General features: G+C 50.0%; 12 protein-coding genes and 2 pseudogenes. 8 read left to right on the top strand and 6 right to left on the bottom strand.

Features of this window, described 5'->3' with window-relative positions; translation table 11 throughout:
- Window positions 1-160: 160 nt before the first annotated feature.
- The 3 genes from ACE5KN_RS24550 (at window position 161) to ACE5KN_RS24540 (ending at window position 3131) form a co-directional block, all read left to right on the top strand.
- Complete coding sequence (locus tag ACE5KN_RS24550) at window positions 161-748, top strand: RNA polymerase sigma factor (RefSeq protein ID WP_375525540.1); 588 nt, start codon at window positions 161-163, stop codon at window positions 746-748.
- On the top strand, window positions 709-1728 hold the full coding sequence (locus ACE5KN_RS24545) for a DUF4367 domain-containing protein (RefSeq protein WP_375525539.1): 1020 nt from the start codon (window positions 709-711) through the stop codon (window positions 1726-1728). Before ACE5KN_RS24550 ends, ACE5KN_RS24545 begins: the two co-directional genes overlap by 40 nt.
- Before the next feature lie 251 nt (window positions 1729-1979).
- Window positions 1980-3131 (top strand): asparaginase, encoded by a 1152-nt coding sequence (locus ACE5KN_RS24540; protein WP_375525538.1) that lies wholly within the window; start codon window positions 1980-1982, stop codon window positions 3129-3131.
- 180 nt (window positions 3132-3311) lie between these two features.
- Here the strand turns inward: ACE5KN_RS24540 and ACE5KN_RS24535 are convergent, their stop codons facing one another.
- Window positions 3312-4412 carry a DUF4179 domain-containing protein gene (locus ACE5KN_RS24535; protein ID WP_375525537.1) on the bottom strand — a complete coding sequence of 367 codons (1101 nt, stop codon included), beginning with the start codon at window positions 4410-4412 and terminating at the stop codon, window positions 3312-3314.
- Complete coding sequence (locus ACE5KN_RS24530) at window positions 4399-4938, bottom strand: sigma-70 family RNA polymerase sigma factor (RefSeq protein ID WP_375525536.1); 540 nt, start codon at window positions 4936-4938, stop codon at window positions 4399-4401. Before ACE5KN_RS24530 ends, ACE5KN_RS24535 begins: the two co-directional genes overlap by 14 nt.
- Window positions 4939-5176: 238 nt before the next feature.
- On the opposite strand from ACE5KN_RS24530, the gene ACE5KN_RS24525 reads away from it, so the two are divergent.
- The 3 genes and pseudogenes from ACE5KN_RS24525 to ACE5KN_RS24515 form a co-directional block, all read left to right on the top strand.
- The gene (locus ACE5KN_RS24525) at window positions 5177-6208 is read left to right on the top strand and encodes a hypothetical protein (RefSeq protein WP_375525535.1); all 1032 of its coding nucleotides are present in this window, start codon (window positions 5177-5179) and stop codon (window positions 6206-6208) included.
- Window positions 6209-6395: 187 nt separating this feature from the next.
- A complete protein-coding gene (locus tag ACE5KN_RS24520; RefSeq protein WP_375533172.1) occupies window positions 6396-7418 on the top strand; it encodes a C40 family peptidase in 1023 nt (340 codons plus the stop codon).
- 467 nt (window positions 7419-7885) lie between these two features.
- Window positions 7886-8113 (top strand): annotated as a pseudogene (locus tag ACE5KN_RS24515) (transposase); the annotation flags it as partial.
- A 27-nt stretch (window positions 8114-8140) separates the two neighbouring features.
- Here ACE5KN_RS24515 and ACE5KN_RS24510 read toward each other — a convergent pair.
- From ACE5KN_RS24510 to ACE5KN_RS24500, 3 genes and pseudogenes are all read right to left on the bottom strand, one after another.
- A pseudogene (locus tag ACE5KN_RS24510) lies at window positions 8141-8308 on the bottom strand (transposase); the annotation flags it as partial.
- Between the two features lie 508 nt (window positions 8309-8816).
- The gene (locus ACE5KN_RS24505) at window positions 8817-8942 is read right to left on the bottom strand and encodes a hypothetical protein (protein ID WP_375525533.1); all 126 of its coding nucleotides are present in this window, start codon (window positions 8940-8942) and stop codon (window positions 8817-8819) included.
- Window positions 8943-9081: 139 nt separating this feature from the next.
- Complete coding sequence (locus tag ACE5KN_RS24500; RefSeq protein ID WP_375525566.1) at window positions 9082-9225, bottom strand: zinc-binding dehydrogenase; 144 nt, start codon at window positions 9223-9225, stop codon at window positions 9082-9084.
- Between the two features lie 276 nt (window positions 9226-9501).
- On the opposite strand from ACE5KN_RS24500, the gene ACE5KN_RS24495 reads away from it, so the two are divergent.
- A complete protein-coding gene (locus ACE5KN_RS24495; protein WP_375525532.1) occupies window positions 9502-11055 on the top strand; it encodes a response regulator in 1554 nt (517 codons plus the stop codon).
- 30 nt (window positions 11056-11085) lie between these two features.
- A complete protein-coding gene (locus tag ACE5KN_RS24490; protein ID WP_375525531.1) occupies window positions 11086-12882 on the top strand; it encodes a sensor histidine kinase in 1797 nt (598 codons plus the stop codon).
- Between the two features lie 175 nt (window positions 12883-13057).
- Here the strand turns inward: ACE5KN_RS24490 and ACE5KN_RS24485 are convergent, their stop codons facing one another.
- A complete protein-coding gene (locus tag ACE5KN_RS24485; protein WP_375525530.1) occupies window positions 13058-14551 on the bottom strand; it encodes a DUF4832 domain-containing protein in 1494 nt (497 codons plus the stop codon).
- Window positions 14552-14554: the final 3 nt, after the last annotated feature.

The raw sequence follows: 14554 nt of genomic DNA, 5'->3' as shown, positions 1-14554 counted from the left end.
TTTTTTAGATGGACACGGGGGTTATTTGTTATATCATTGGGAGGCCGCGAGACTGTATGCTGTCGAATTTGAGGAGAGTTGTCCCTTTTGGCTCATCTTGATTGTTATACATATATAAGCTTCATCCAGCAATGAAGGATAAAGGGGGTGCTGAACCAGGATGGATGAGGGAATCGAGCAAAGAATCAAACGGGTGCAGGCGGGTGAGATTCAGGAATACGCCTATATTGTGCAGACATACCAGAAGCAGCTTTTCGTCTATTGCTGGCGGCTGCTGGGCAGCAGGCAGGAGGCGGAGGACGCCGTTCAGGACGTGCTGGTCAAGGCATTTGAGAAAATCTGCTTGTACCGGCCATCTGTAAGCTTTTCTTCCTGGCTGTATAAAATGGCGTACCATCACTGCCTGAACTCGATCCGGCGGAGAAAGCTGCAGCGGAGGCTTAGCTTGGGATTGTTAGTTAAAGATGCGGCTGCTGATAGTGCCGCACAGATGGTGGACCGTCAGCTCTTCAGCGAACCGCTGAGCAAGGCCTTGGACCAATTGACCGTGGAGGAACGAAATGTGCTGGTGCTGCGGATTTTTGAAGAAAGGCCGTTTGCCGAGATTGGTGAAATCATGAACAAAAGCCCGGAAGCGGTCAAGAAAAAATACGGCAGAACGAAGACCAAGCTAAAAAAATTAATGGATCAGATCAAGGAGGAAGCCCAATGCGTGAATTACCAGGCACTGTCCAAGACGAAAGCCTGAAAGGAATGGATTTGCTGCCGGAGGAGAGCTCAGCCGTTCATGCTTTTGATGTCACGGACAAAGTGATGGCACGTGTGCAGCAGAAGAGCCGTCAACAACCGGGAAGGATAGCCAGGATGCGCCTGCGGCCAGGGATCACCCTCCCCGTGATGCTCCTGATCTTTGCTGTGGGTCTCTCCGTGACAGGTTACGCCGCCTCGCAATACCTTGAGTTCCGGAACAGCAGGGGTGAGGTCATATTAAATACGGATACAGCCGAAGAAGCAGACGAATTGAACAAAAAATATACGGAATTGTTCCATATGTACCAGCAGGCAGCGCTGAATCAGCTTCAGCCGGGGGAATATGCCGCTTATTACGTTAAGGATGACTTTATCAATTCCAGGGATCAATGGAATCCGGTCAAGTTTGTATATAAAGAGGGCAGATTTTTAAGTCCCGGCAGCTTGCAGAATGAAATCGAACGAACTCAGGCGCCGCCTTTAAACATTCCTTCGAAACTTCCGGAAGGTTATCAGTTTGATTACGGGGATGTGTACCCCGCCGCGTTGTTCCCGGAGCTGCTGAAAAATGATAATTATCGTGCGCTGAAGGATGACCTGGTCCGGAGAGCTGAATCCGCTCCTGCGAGTGAAAAGGTGTTCATCCAAAAACTGAACTGGGAAAAAGCGGACGCCATTGTGGCCAGGTATGTGAAAGGAAATGATTATATAAATATCCGGGTGAGCAATATTGATTCGGATACGAAGGGGATTACCGTCTATCAGAATGAGCAGGATACGGCTGAAAAGCTAATGATCCATGGACAGCAAGCTTTTTACATCCGTTCGGACGGGGAGGGCCAACTCGGATTCAAAAACCGGCTTGGATGGAGAGACGACAGCCGTCACCTTTTTTACGAGATTATTGATAACCGGGACAGCGAGCTGAACAAACTGGATTTGGTAAAGATAGCTGAACATCTCCTGGCGTCTCATTGATCAGAATTCCAGCATTATTTTTGGAAGCCTCTAAAGGCTTCTTTTTTGTTATATATCGGAAAAAACAAAATTTTAATGTCATTTAATATTACATAAATTTATATTGTTCATGGTCCTTATAGTGGAAATTTAGTGAATTCCGGTATTTAAACAAAATAGGCACATAGATATATTTACATGAATAGCTTTTGTGTATAGATTTATGTTAGAAAAAATAACAAAATAGTTACTTTACGACTGGGAGGATGCACATGAGAAAAAGATGGGTTGGAGCTTTATTTGCAGCATTTTTATTGATTGCTTTCGCAGTCTCGCCGTATCCCGGCGCCGGAAAGGCCAGCGCAGCGGAGGCTGACCTGCCGCATATCGTCATTGTGGGCATGGGCGGGACGATTACGAGCACGGCCGTCGGGCGTGAGATGTTTCAATCCTACGGCACGGATAAAGTGTCTATTTCGGATATTCTTGCCAGACTGCAGCCCGAAATTTCTAAAGTGGCGGATGTGACCGTCCGTGAGGTTTATAATATCAACTCTGCCGAGACGACGACCAAGCATCTGTATGATATGAGTCTCGCCATTGATGAAGTGCTGGCGGATGAAAATGTTGACGGCGTTGTTGTCAATGCAGGCACCAATATTATGGAAGAGCTCGCCTACTTCGCGGACTTGACCGTACAGAGCAGTAAACCCGTCGTTTTTACCGGGTCCATGAGACAGTCCAACACGTTCTCGTTCGACGGGGAGGCCAATCTCTTCAACGCCATCCGGCTTGCGGCCAGCGGGGAGACAACCTGCTACGGCACCGTGCTGATGCTGAACGACGAGTTTTTCGCTGCCCGCGAGGTAACCAAGACGGATGCGCTGCGTCTGGATACATTTGATGGTGGCCGCTACGGAGCGCTGGGTACGGTGGATGAAAACCGAATCCGCAGCGTAAGAGCTCCGGGTCGTGTTCTCCAGTGCGGACAGGAATCGTGGAAAACGCCGTTTGATCTGAAAAAGGTGAAGCCGGAGGACATCGCCAAAGTCGAGATTGCCTACAGCTATGCGGAAGCGGGAGGGGAATCGATCACCGCCATGGCGGATGCGGGTGTAAAAGGCATTGTAACCGCAGGACATGGAGCCGGCGGCATATCGACCAAACAGGCGGAAGCCCGCAAAGCGGCCATCGATAAAGGCGTGCTGTTCGTCAGCACCACCCGCGCGGGTTCCGGGGCCGTATATGATAGTGGTACACCGGGCGTCATCGGCGCTGCCGATTTACTGCCGCAGAAAGCCAGACTCCTGCTGCAGCTCTCATTGACGTTCTCAGATGACGAGGAGCAGATCCGCACCTGGTTTAAGACGATCGGCATGCCTGAGTTTAATATGGGCGATTACATGAAAACAAAGAACGGTTGAGCCTTCAAACCGGGAAATAACCCGTCTCACGGCGATTACTCCGATAACCATTGGGGGCAATCGCCGTTTTTTTGCTGTCCATGACACATGTGCAGAAGCAGAGTACGCACATAAATAAACACCGCAAGACCCATCAGATCTTTGCGGTGTTTGAAAGCAGGGCCTGCTGGCAGTGTTGCGTTACTGACGGACAGGAATGCTTAGCTCAAGCTCAGGCAGGTATTGCTTTTGTATTTTCCCGTCCTGGGTGTGCTTAAATACGTAGGGTTTAATAACGATATTCTCCGGCATCTCGGCAAAAGGAGCATACAACGTATGAAGCTTCTGCGGGTGGTCCGCTTCCATGGTTTCTCCTTCGCCCTTGATGAATTCCAGTAACTGGCCTTTCTCATTTGCGACATCATACTCGAATGTTTGAATGGATGAAGCAGGATCAACATACGGTTCCGGCAGCTTGTCGGCCAGTTGAGTATAGGTCGTATCAATGGATACTGAAGCTGGCGTGATCTCCACTTTGTTGACACTAAATCGAAGCACTTCATTTTCGGCCTGTACTTCCGGTTTCAGAACGATATTTTGACTGGCGGTTTTGATGACGGGCGTAACCAGTTGAAAAGGTTTTTCGCTTCCTTGCAGCTGCACCTTTACTGTAAGCTCAAACTGATCGGGCAGCCCTTGGACATCGGTAAAATTCATAATCGTAGAATGTGCATTACCGATAGGACCGCCTATGCTTCCGGGTTTGGCTTCCAGAGGCTTTCCGTCAACGAACAGATCGGTTTTCGCAAGCTGGACAGCAAGAGGTTCGTCGGTTTCAGTACCTCCTTCACGTTCCAATGCCAATGACAATCGTGTCCCGTCAAAGATAATTTCAGAGATTTTCAGCGTAATATCATCCTGATTTGCTTCAGCCGTAGAAGCCTGTATAATCCCTTTCTCATCCGCCGTTTGCAGGCCTAAATCTCCGATGAGCCCGAACACTTTGCCCACCCCCGGAACCTGCCTAAGCGACTCCGCCATCGCAGGAGAGACAAAGGCGGTCCCGAGGACACAGGTGCTCAGCACAACTGCCGACGCGGCTGCGACGCCGACTTTTTTCCACGGACGAAAGGTTTTCTTACGACGGTTCAATTCATTCATGGCATTTCCCCCCAATAATCCCGATTCTATTCCTGCATAGGTATCTTCCAAACGTTGTATTACATGATCAGGGATCTGACGTCTCCCTTCCCCTTTTCCCTTCTCCATCTCAAATTGCTTGTCCAGATCAATAGCCTTCATTAAGCTTCGCCTTCCCTTCTCCGGAATATTGGAGCATGTTAATCAGTACCTTGCGGGCACGATGCAGCCGTGTTTTAACTGCACTTTCGGATATGTCAAGCACATCCGATATTTCTCTGATCTGCATGTCCTGGAAATAACGCAATGTAACTACAACCCTCATGGACTCATCCAGCTGATTCACTACTTCACGCAATTCAACCTGCCTATATTCATCTCCTGATGAAGCAGGTTCATAGTGCAGGGCTTCCATGTGCAGAGTGCGTCGCTTTTTGCGAAGAATCTGATTGCATTTATTGATCAAAATACGAAAAATCCAGGTCTTAAAAAATGCAGGTTCACGCAAGCTGGATATCGATTGATAAGCCTGCATGATGGTCTCCTGCAGGGCATCGGCAGAGTCGTCGTCATTTTGGAGAATGCTGTAGGCCATCCCGTACATGTCTGTTTGGATTCTCCTCATGAGCAGAACGAATGCATGCCGGTCCCCCGCTTTTGCCTTGCTGACATCCGGCTCAAAGTTCAATATACTGCCTCCTTTCGCGTTATATTTAGTTAGATAAAGGCAGGACCGTAAAAGGTTACATTCATCCAGCTTATTAATAAAAGGGCAAGAAGCCATATAATGAAGAAAGATGAGTAATGAGTTCGGAAAAAGAGCGGTAAAAAATAAATTAAAGGTTGATGTAACGCTTTTCGAAAAATGATGCTCTAACTATATGTATCTCTTGCTAAACAAACACTGACTTTTGGGAGGAAGCATAATGAAGAGAAACGGAACAAGCAATTATAACACTTTGATTAAAGTTGTAGGATTAACAGCATTGACAGGAATTCTTGTGGCAGGTGTTTCTCAAGGCGCGATTCATGCAGAGAGTCAGACAGGCTCAGCAAAGACCTCCGCTTCGGCTGCCGGCAAGCAGCTAAATTCTTCTTCTATACAGAAGGCTGAAGACAAGCTTAAAGAACTGACAGGGAAGTCATTTACTTTGGGCAAGGCTACAAGTATTCCATCAGGGTGGATTCTGACTATTCAGGGAGCAGCCGGGGGTGAGGTGATTATAGGCAAGGACGGAGGGGTCCAAAGTATCTCTGTCGGTTTAAAATGGAGCGATTTGAACGCTTCCGCGCAGGTAGCCATGCAGAAAGCGCTGGATGCTGTTTTTCCCGCCAGTTCGGCAAAAGCGGACACCGTTTCCATGAGAATAGACTATACTGACATCAATCCGAAGGTGAAAAACAAGCTGCAGCTGTTCACCGAGGTGAATAAAACGACGATCGTGGTTACGGACGGGAAATTTGACTATGCGAATGGGGCCCTTAATACTAAAGATGTCCCTGCCGCAGCCCTCCAAGCAGCTAAATCCGTAATTGCAAAAATGGAGAGTGTCAAAAAAGCGGAAGCGTTAACCCAGGCGTTCCTGATTACCAAGCCGGATTCCGTTCAATACGAACTGCGTTTTGGGGGACCGGCCTCCCAATATCCTGTAAGTGTTAAAATCGATAAAAAGACCAATAAAGCAGCGGGCTTCTATTTGGGATACCTTCAAGACCAATACGGAAACAAGAGCGGGGCGGAAATCGATAAGCTCATGGCAAACCTGAAAAATGCCGATATGAACAAACTGAAAAAGACGGCTGTACCCCAAATTAAAAAGTCGCTGGGAATGGATCTGTCCAGCTACAAGCTTGCCAAGGTAGCCAATGAACCCGGCAATGCCGTATTTACGAAAAGCGGCGCACCCTCAATCATCATTTCGTATAATTCCAAGGGAGAACTCTATTGGGTGAATTAGCACAAGCTTTCCCCTTTTTTAACTCCTTTGACGACTCGATAACGGGTCGTTTTTTTTGTGCAACTTGTTTTTTTTACCGTTTATAGTTTAATAGAATTTCACCACAGTATTTAATTTTGGTATAAGATAGAAATAACCGACTCTATTGAAGTTTTCTCTATATTTAAAAAAAGGAGCCTGTCTGTATATGAATCACTCTTCCAGGATGATATCAGCATGCCTTGCCGTGGTTCTTCTCTTTATGCTATTCCCTCCCGGTTTGGCGGGTGCCGCCGGGGCAAATTGTTCGCCTGCCAAAGCGGCGGGCAAGCATTACATCAACGTGGCTGTTGCCACCCTCTGGAAAAGTCCATCCATCAACCGGACGCTGGATCGGCCTTCGCTGACCAACCCGGTGGATATCGGAAAATGGACGGCTTCCATGACGGTGAGCCAGCGCAGATGGCTGACAGGACGAACCGAAACGCAAGCCCTGTACGGACAGGAGGTTCGCCTGCTGCAGGAGAAGGGAAGCTGGGCCAAGGTGGCTGTTGTTGATCAGACGACCGCCAAGAGCAAATACGGGTATCCCGGCTGGCTGCCCAAGTCGCAGATCGCGATGACGACTTCCGCTTATGACGGCTGCCCGTTCGCTGTCGTCAGCGCCAAAACCGCTGCTCTGTACGAGCAGGACAAGCATACCAAGGCGCTGGAACTCAGCTTTAATACGCGATTGCCGGTGGCAGCGCGGGAGAACGGATGGATCAAGGTCTATATCCCGGCTGGCGGAACCGCCTGGCTGCGAGCGCAGGATGCGCTCGTCTATGAGCAGGCCTCGGATATTCCGCAGCCGTCGGGTGAAGACCTGGTCAGCACAGGGAAGCTTTTCCTGGGTCTGCCGTACCTGTGGGCCGGGATATCCGCTTATGGCTTTGACTGCTCGGGCTTTACTTCGACCGTGTATGGGTTTCATGGAATCAAACTGCCACGCGATGCTTCGGATCAGATCAAGCAGGGATCACCGATGGCTCTTGATGAGCTCAAACCCGGGGACTTGATGTTTTTTGCTTATAATCAGGGCAAAGGCAAGGTGCACCATGTTGCGATGTATGCCGGGGACGGGAAAATGATCCACTCCCCGAAGGCAGGCAAGACGGTCGAGATCATCTCGATCAAGACACCCGCCTATGCGCAGGAGTTTGCGGGAGCACGCAGGTATATTGGGGAGTAATTATGAAGTAAGGGGCAGCCCATAAGTCATTGAAAATGGCTTGGGGCCTCCCCTTTTCCTTTTTCCAAATAAAAAAATGCTCCCTGGGAAATGGAACTCAACTTTCGCAGCATGAAATCGGCAAACAGGCCTTGATGTGACTGGGCAAAACGAAGATCCACAGCTGGGGTTGACGCTGAATCAGCAGACAGCTTTTTTCTAGCTTTCTTGGAAGAAGGGGATTCACCCCGCTCAGAGTCTAGTATCCAGAGTGAGACGGGTGCCTATAGGGTATGGTGTTTGGTGTTTGATCTCTGGTGTCTGGTCTCTGGTTTCTGGTGCCCGTTACCTGATGCCTGTTGCCTGTTGCCTATTGTCTCTTCATACAGCCTTGCATGATTATCCCGTTTGCTCAGAATGGGTTGAGGTGAGCCTAGGGGAAGGAATAAAGAGATAAGAGATAAGAAAAAAGAGGCAGCTTTAGTGGGATGTTTGGTTTGAAGCAGGAACATATGTTTGGCATACTAAGGAAAAGAACGCATGTTTGTATATTGTTGATTCGGGGGCGAGCAGACATGGAAGTCCAAGCGGAAACGGAACTTCAATCCTTTAGCAGTCGTTATCACAACGAGCAGGACTGCATGGAGGCATTGATCGCGATGAAGTGGCGGAATGGCTTCGTCTGCCCGCGTTGCGCTGATACCCGCTGCAGTCGTCTGACCTCCCGGAGTATTCCCTTGTTAGGTGACCTGGATTACCTGGCTCAGCCGCATCGCCGAGATACCGTCGGGCAGCAGGAACAACTCCAACGCCTGGAACCACTTGGTCAGGGGGAGATGGGTTCGTTCAAAAATCGTGCCGACCAAAGCCGACGTTTGATGCGCACACCTGGCGCACTCGAACGCTCCCAAAATAATAGACCCGTTCGATGGTCCTGAATAGCGTAACAACAGGCATTTTCGTGCCTCATTTGATCCGTTATTTTCTTTAACGCGCCTAAAGTATATTTCCTGTTCCCGGTTTTCTGTTTTTCTTCACCTGATCGAACGGGATAATCGTGCAAGGCTTCTGGGCAGCGAGTTCACATGCCTTGCCACGATCGACGGGCGGCTTGACTATCAAGCACTTAACTCAACTTTCGCAGCATGAAATCGGCAAACTTGCAAGGAGGAGATTCGAATTCGAATTCCTCAGAACCCAGCAGCTACACATGTTTAATTGAATTTCTCCTCTGCGAAAGTTGAGAAATGTAGCTTTGCGCTTGAGGGTTGGGAAGCGTAGACCATATAGAATTGCTTTGGTGATTGATAACTATGCGGATGCCAACAGCTTGTGCAATAACATCTTTCATTGCATCCTCGATAGAATTACCAAGAGATGTAGCTTGGGAGCTGTGACTGTATTCCTGTAAACATAATATTAAGGGGTGATCGATTCCATGAACCCCTTTTCAGCACTCGTGCTGGAAGTGATGGCCGGGACATTTGCAGTGAAATCACTTACATCAGACGGATTCCGATGAAGATAGCCTATAAGTACAATCATTTAAGTTCATCCTTTTTGCTTCATTAATTTAGCAAGCTTCTTTTAAAGCTCGTTCGCGGTCCTCGCTCGTCGGCTCGTGGAACGCTGCAAATTATGCAACGTTCCACGAGGAGTGCAAGGATCGTTCGAACTGCCGTCCTCACACGACTGTGAGCACGATCTTGCCCTGGATGTGCCCACGGGCAGCTCGTTCGTGCGCCTTGCGAGCATCGGCAAGTGGGAACGTGCTGTCGATGGCGACGCGAACCGTCCCGGCTTCGAGTAAGTGCCCGAATTCCGCCAGCTGCGCGCCATTGAAAATGGCTTATGGGACTGCCCCTTTCAATTTTGCAAGCCTTCAGGAGAAGCAGAGATTCTTTGGATTTCACCGAAGAGCCGATAGTCTTTGCTGATTTAATGGTGGGATATGCACGAAGCAGCGGAGAGAACGAAGCGAATTTTTTTCTTTGCCCCATTGAATCGAAGTATGGTAGCATTAGAACACTTAATAAAGCGCTAACAATATGAACTTGATATATGCATCATCAGTAATTTTCCGTAATTGTGGGAGAGTGAGAGCATGGAGCAGATGTGCCGGATTTTGATCGTGGATGATGAGACGCTTGTCCGTCAGGGGATCAAGCATTACTTGAACTGGGAGCAATACGGATTCGAGATCACCGGGGAAGCCGCCAACGGGCGTGAAGCCTTGGAGCTGATTGAAACGGTACACCCGCACATTGTCATTACCGATATTGTCATGCCCTTGATGGACGGTGAAGAATTCACCAGGGTGGTGAAGAGCCGTTATCCGCATATTGAAATCATTGTGCTCAGCAGCTACGGCGAGTTCGAGTATGTCCGCTCCACCTTCCAAAGCGGGGTAGCGGATTACATACTCAAGCCAAAGTTGGAAACGGAAGAGCTGCTGCGGGTGCTGCAAAAGACCGCTCGCCGCATTCCTTCCCTGCAGTACACCGGCGGTAGCGGCGAACATGCTGTCACCGTGGAGTCCGTGATCGGAAAGCTGGTCGCGTCCTATGACGTTGAGTACGACCCGGACATTCCGCGGCGTCATTTCCCCTATGGCGGCTTTTGCCTGCTGGGTATGGATAAGGGCCGTTCGTCCGTCAAAGACAAAACCGCAGGGTTAACCGATCCCGGGCAAGAGCTTGCCGACTCGCTTCGAGCGGCCCTGGAGCATGTCGTGATCATGCCCGTGCCGGCGGACAGCCATCTGTCGGTGTGGCTGGTGAATGTGGAGCAGGCGTCCTATGCACAGCTGCTGGCGAAGGCGGAAACCCTGGCGCAGTCACCGAGCATCGGCCAACCGGGCGCCGGGTGGGTGGCCAGTCATTGGTTCCGCGACTTCGGCCAATTGGGAAGCGTATTCAGGGACAGGCTGATGAAGCTGCTGGACAGGAGGTTTTATTTTCCGGATGCGTTGCTGCTGACGGAAGACTCCCTGCCTCAGCCGGCTGCGGCCGTCGCTCTGTTCGACCTGAAACGGTTTGCCGAGGATATGAAACGGGAGCATTTTGAAGAAGCATTCCAGTCCTTGAGAGACCAAGTTGCCGGGATGGCGGAAGACTACAGCAGCTCCGCTTCCGAATTCAGGTCCTTTCTCGGGAATATCATTTTTAATATTACGATTCTGCTCGGCGGCTCCGGATATGACGTCAAGGAGCTGGACAAGGCGAAGTTTGCTTACTTTCAGGCCATCGAAGAGGCCGGCCATGTGCATGAAGCCACCGCCAGGCTGGAGGATTTCCTGCAGGAAGCGGACAGGCTGATTTCCTTGAAGCAGCAGCAGACAGGTGACGACAACATGAAAATGCTCCTCGATTACATCAATGATCACTACAGCGAGCCGCTCAGCCTGACCGCGCTGGCGAAGCATTTTCATTTCAACCCGTCCTATCTGTCCACCTATTTTACGGCGCATAACAAGGAAGGGTTCAGTGAATATTTGAACAAGGTCCGTGTGGACAAGGCCGCCGAGCTGCTGCGTTCCAGCGCTGCTCCGATCTCGGAAATCGGCAGTTTGGTCGGGTACTCGGATCACAGCTATTTTACGAAGGTATTCAAGAAGCTGACGGGCTGCTCACCCAGCCAATATCGAAGAAAACACTAGCAACCTCTAACAGGGAAAAGGGAAGATAGTATGAAAACATATCTGAACCGGATGAAGAAGGACGGGCTGTTCTTTAAAATATTCATTGTCATGATCATCAGCATTACGGCTGTATGCGTGTTAACCTCGCTTGTGACGCTCCGCATGTCGGAGCGTCTGTTTGTTGAGACCTTCAGCATTACGAATTCGAAGGTGCTGAACCAGATCAAGACCAGCTTCGAGTCCTTCAACGACTCTATCGTCAATGCTTCCAGCCATGCGTCACAGAGCCTGACGGTGAAGAGCTTCCTGACTGCAGGCAGCACCGATTCCGTCACGACGGCCAGGCTTTATTTCAACATGGGGCAGCAGATGAAGCAGATCAAATCCAACGTGGATGCTTACGATGTAGGCATTACCATTACAGGTATGAACGGCAGAAGCTATTCTGCCGGCCAGATGTATTGGCCTGTGGCGGGGGATGACCTGGCAGGCCACCGGATTACCATCAACACCATAGCCGAGCCCAAGCGGCTCATGTATCAGTATGACCGCGAGCGCTCGCCCGGAGCTGCGCAGAATGAGCATTTTATCATTGCCTCCAAAGCCCTTGTCGAACGTACCAGCGGAACGCTGTACGGCATTTTGTATGTCTCCATCCGTGAGCAGGAATTCAAGCAGTTCTATTCCAACTTCACGAGCACGGGCAACGATGTCGTCATTCTGGACAAGAACGGCCGGATCGTCTCCAGCAACCGGGAGGATTGGATCGGACAGAGCTCGCCCGAGCTGCTTGGCGACGCCGAGGATATCGCAGCCCGGCAGCTGCCCTATAAAAATGCCGAGGTCATGGGCAAGGACCATATTTTGCTCGCCAATTACGTGCCCGCCTATGACTTCTATATCGTCAATTTGATTGACCGGAAGTATGCTGTAGGCCAGATTATCAACGTCAAATCAGTGGTGCTGATCTGCCTGGCGATTATTTCAATTTCCCTGCTGGTCGTATTTCTGATTTCCAGAAGGCTGACCGATTCCCTCTCCCGGCTGGTCAAGCAGATGTCGAACATTACGGAGAAAAATTTCGATAATTACATCGACATTGGCGGCAGCTATGAGACGCGCGAGCTGGGCAAAGCTTTTAACTACATGCTCTATGAACTGAATGATTATATCGACAAGCTGCTGTACACCCAGAAGGAGCAGCGGAATGCCGAGCTGGCGGCCCTGCAGCGGCAGATTAATCCGCATTTTCTGTACAATACACTGGCCTCCGTCAAGTTCCTGGTACAGCAGGGCAGCAAGGAAAAGGCCGCAGAGACCATTAATGCGCTCATCTCCCTGCTGCAGAATACGATCAGCAATGTCAATGAAACGGTCACGATCGAGCAGGAGCTGGCCAATATGCAAAACTACGTGTTTATTAACCACGCCCGCTACGGCGACCGGATTAAGGTCAATACGTTTGCGTCACCTGACTGCATGCATTACCATGTGCCAAAGCTGATTATCCAGCCTTTTATTGAGAATGCGTTTTTTCATGCCTTTAATCAGAAGAATGAGGGCACGATATACATTCTGGTTTCTCGTACGGAGGATACGCTGATCTGCGAGGTCGCGGATAACGGCGATGGTATGGACGGCTTGTCCACGCATGATGCGCTGCCCAATCCGAAGAGCAAACGCCAGATGTTTACCGGAATCGGTATTCAGAATGTGCACAACCGGATTACCCTGTTGTACGGCGAGGAATATGGTGTGAGCATCACGAGCACCAAAGGCGAAGGCACGAAGGTGAGAATTACACTGCCTCTGATCGAAAAGCTGCCAGACGACACAGAAGCATAATTTTATCAGTGGTGACAAGAAGACCCCTTCCACAAAAGCAACCAGCTTTAGAAGAGGGGGGATGAGAACTGTAGCGGCTTTGGCTTGCAAGCCCCCGAAGTCGGCAAAGTCCCTGGATATCCTATCCAAGGGCTTTGCCTTTTTTTCTTAACATATGTTGGATACTTTCCTCTTTCTAACGCTTGGTCCACGTACCTATTTTATAAGCTCCATCCGCAAGCCGGTCCGTATTGGCAAAATCAACCCCCGGCTGGTTTGTGTTTGGATCAAGGATCGCAATAGCCAGGTCATAGGTGCCGCTTGGCAGTGAACCGGTAGTGAGAGTGCCGGATACCGTATGCAAACCGGTTTTCCACGTTCTTAAATCTGCGGATACGGACTGACGGGCCACGATATTGTTCCCGCTGCGCAGCTGAATTTCAACAGGCCAGTTGAACGGGAAGTGCTGAACCCCTTTATTTTCCACATCGATGGATACATCCAGGGTGCCTCCGGTATTGTTTTGTGGATACGCAGCCTTGTTCACAACAAAGTGGTAGCCCATCCGTTTCTTGAGCCGGTCGATATTGCCTTGCAGCGGATTACCCTGCGCCAGGGAAGCCGGGGAATTCGGCCCCAGCCAGCTCGGCTTGCTGAGCTCGGTCTGCCGAAGCGTTTCATTGAAACCATTGCCTGTTGTGAGAGCGGCATTCATACCGGAGGCACCGCCGTAAAACTCCCCGCCAGAGATACGGATGTCCCAGAAGTTTGCATGATCCGGCTGCCGCTGTCCAATATCATCCCAATAACCGTTCTGTGTGCCTGTATACCAGCCCCATTCGGAATCGAAGCTTGGCTGATCTCCGAATACGTCATTATACATGCCGAGAATAAGACCTTTGTTATTATTTTTGGCCAGCTCCACGCTCCGTCTGATCATTAACTGCGTATGATCCTCCTGAGCGGCGAATGCGTCAATATAGTGTTGAATGTACTGGTTGGATATTTCGTTCGGAGGAAACACGCCTGTATAGTTGCTTTCCCCATTCGGTCCTGCATAGGGCCAGGTGTGGAATTCCGCCCAATGGCCGAGCGAGCCGATTTGTACAAAAGCGATCGGGCTGTCAGGGGTGTTGTAATGCTCAGCAATCGCTTCGATTGCAAGCTTGTGTCTGGAGATCAGATATTCGGAGCTGTAATTAGGAGAAAAGCCCGTATTGTTGCCTGTTCCCATACCGCCGGTATCATCCCGATAGGCTGTCCCCGGCGATTGCCCCATATTGACCATGTCGTTATACAGCCAGTCAGGAATATCCCGGTGAGGCGTACCGGAAGGACTGTCCATAATAAAGCGCAGCACCACATTGACTCCTTGGCTTCGCCAATAGTCAAAGTGATTGGATGCTTCGATCGCACTGAAATCATACTTGCCCTTTGTTGGTTCAAGCTCTTTCCAGGTGACGCCGGCATACACCAGGCGGTGTTTCTGCGGATAGCCGGTAGATTTCGCTGAAGGCGCCCAGCCCTTAAACGGGTTATTGAGCGGGTCATCCAGCTCGGTCGGGTGGAATTCGATCACGTCGCCTGCTGCAGCCGAAGTAAAGGCGGGAAAAGGGAATAAGGTAAGGAGCAAGGCCATCATGGTAAAAACGATCAACGTCATTTTCGTTTTATTGCCTCGTGTTCTCATTTC

The organism is Paenibacillus terreus (genome assembly GCF_042138595.1).
Lineage (GTDB): Bacteria > Bacillota > Bacilli > Paenibacillales > Paenibacillaceae > Paenibacillus > Paenibacillus terreus.
Note: the sequence above shows the minus strand (reverse complement) of the source record. Positions and strands in the feature narration are given on the sequence as shown.

Coding starts and splice junctions, on each gene's coding strand:
- ACE5KN_RS24550 (WP_375525540.1), top strand. CDS start 161: ATGGATGAGGGAATCGAGCAAAGAATCAAACGGGTGCAGGCGGGTGAG.
- ACE5KN_RS24545 (WP_375525539.1), top strand. CDS start 709: ATGCGTGAATTACCAGGCACTGTCCAAGACGAAAGCCTGAAAGGAATG.
- ACE5KN_RS24540 (WP_375525538.1), top strand. CDS start 1,980: ATGAGAAAAAGATGGGTTGGAGCTTTATTTGCAGCATTTTTATTGATT.
- ACE5KN_RS24535 (WP_375525537.1), bottom strand. CDS start 4,412: ATGAAGGCTATTGATCTGGACAAGCAATTTGAGATGGAGAAGGGAAAA.
- ACE5KN_RS24525 (WP_375525535.1), top strand. CDS start 5,177: ATGAAGAGAAACGGAACAAGCAATTATAACACTTTGATTAAAGTTGTA.
- ACE5KN_RS24520 (WP_375533172.1), top strand. CDS start 6,396: ATGAATCACTCTTCCAGGATGATATCAGCATGCCTTGCCGTGGTTCTT.
- ACE5KN_RS24505 (WP_375525533.1), bottom strand. CDS start 8,942: ATGATTGTACTTATAGGCTATCTTCATCGGAATCCGTCTGATGTAAGT.
- ACE5KN_RS24495 (WP_375525532.1), top strand. CDS start 9,502: ATGGAGCAGATGTGCCGGATTTTGATCGTGGATGATGAGACGCTTGTC.
- ACE5KN_RS24490 (WP_375525531.1), top strand. CDS start 11,086: ATGAAAACATATCTGAACCGGATGAAGAAGGACGGGCTGTTCTTTAAA.
- ACE5KN_RS24485 (WP_375525530.1), bottom strand. CDS start 14,551: ATGAGAACACGAGGCAATAAAACGAAAATGACGTTGATCGTTTTTACC.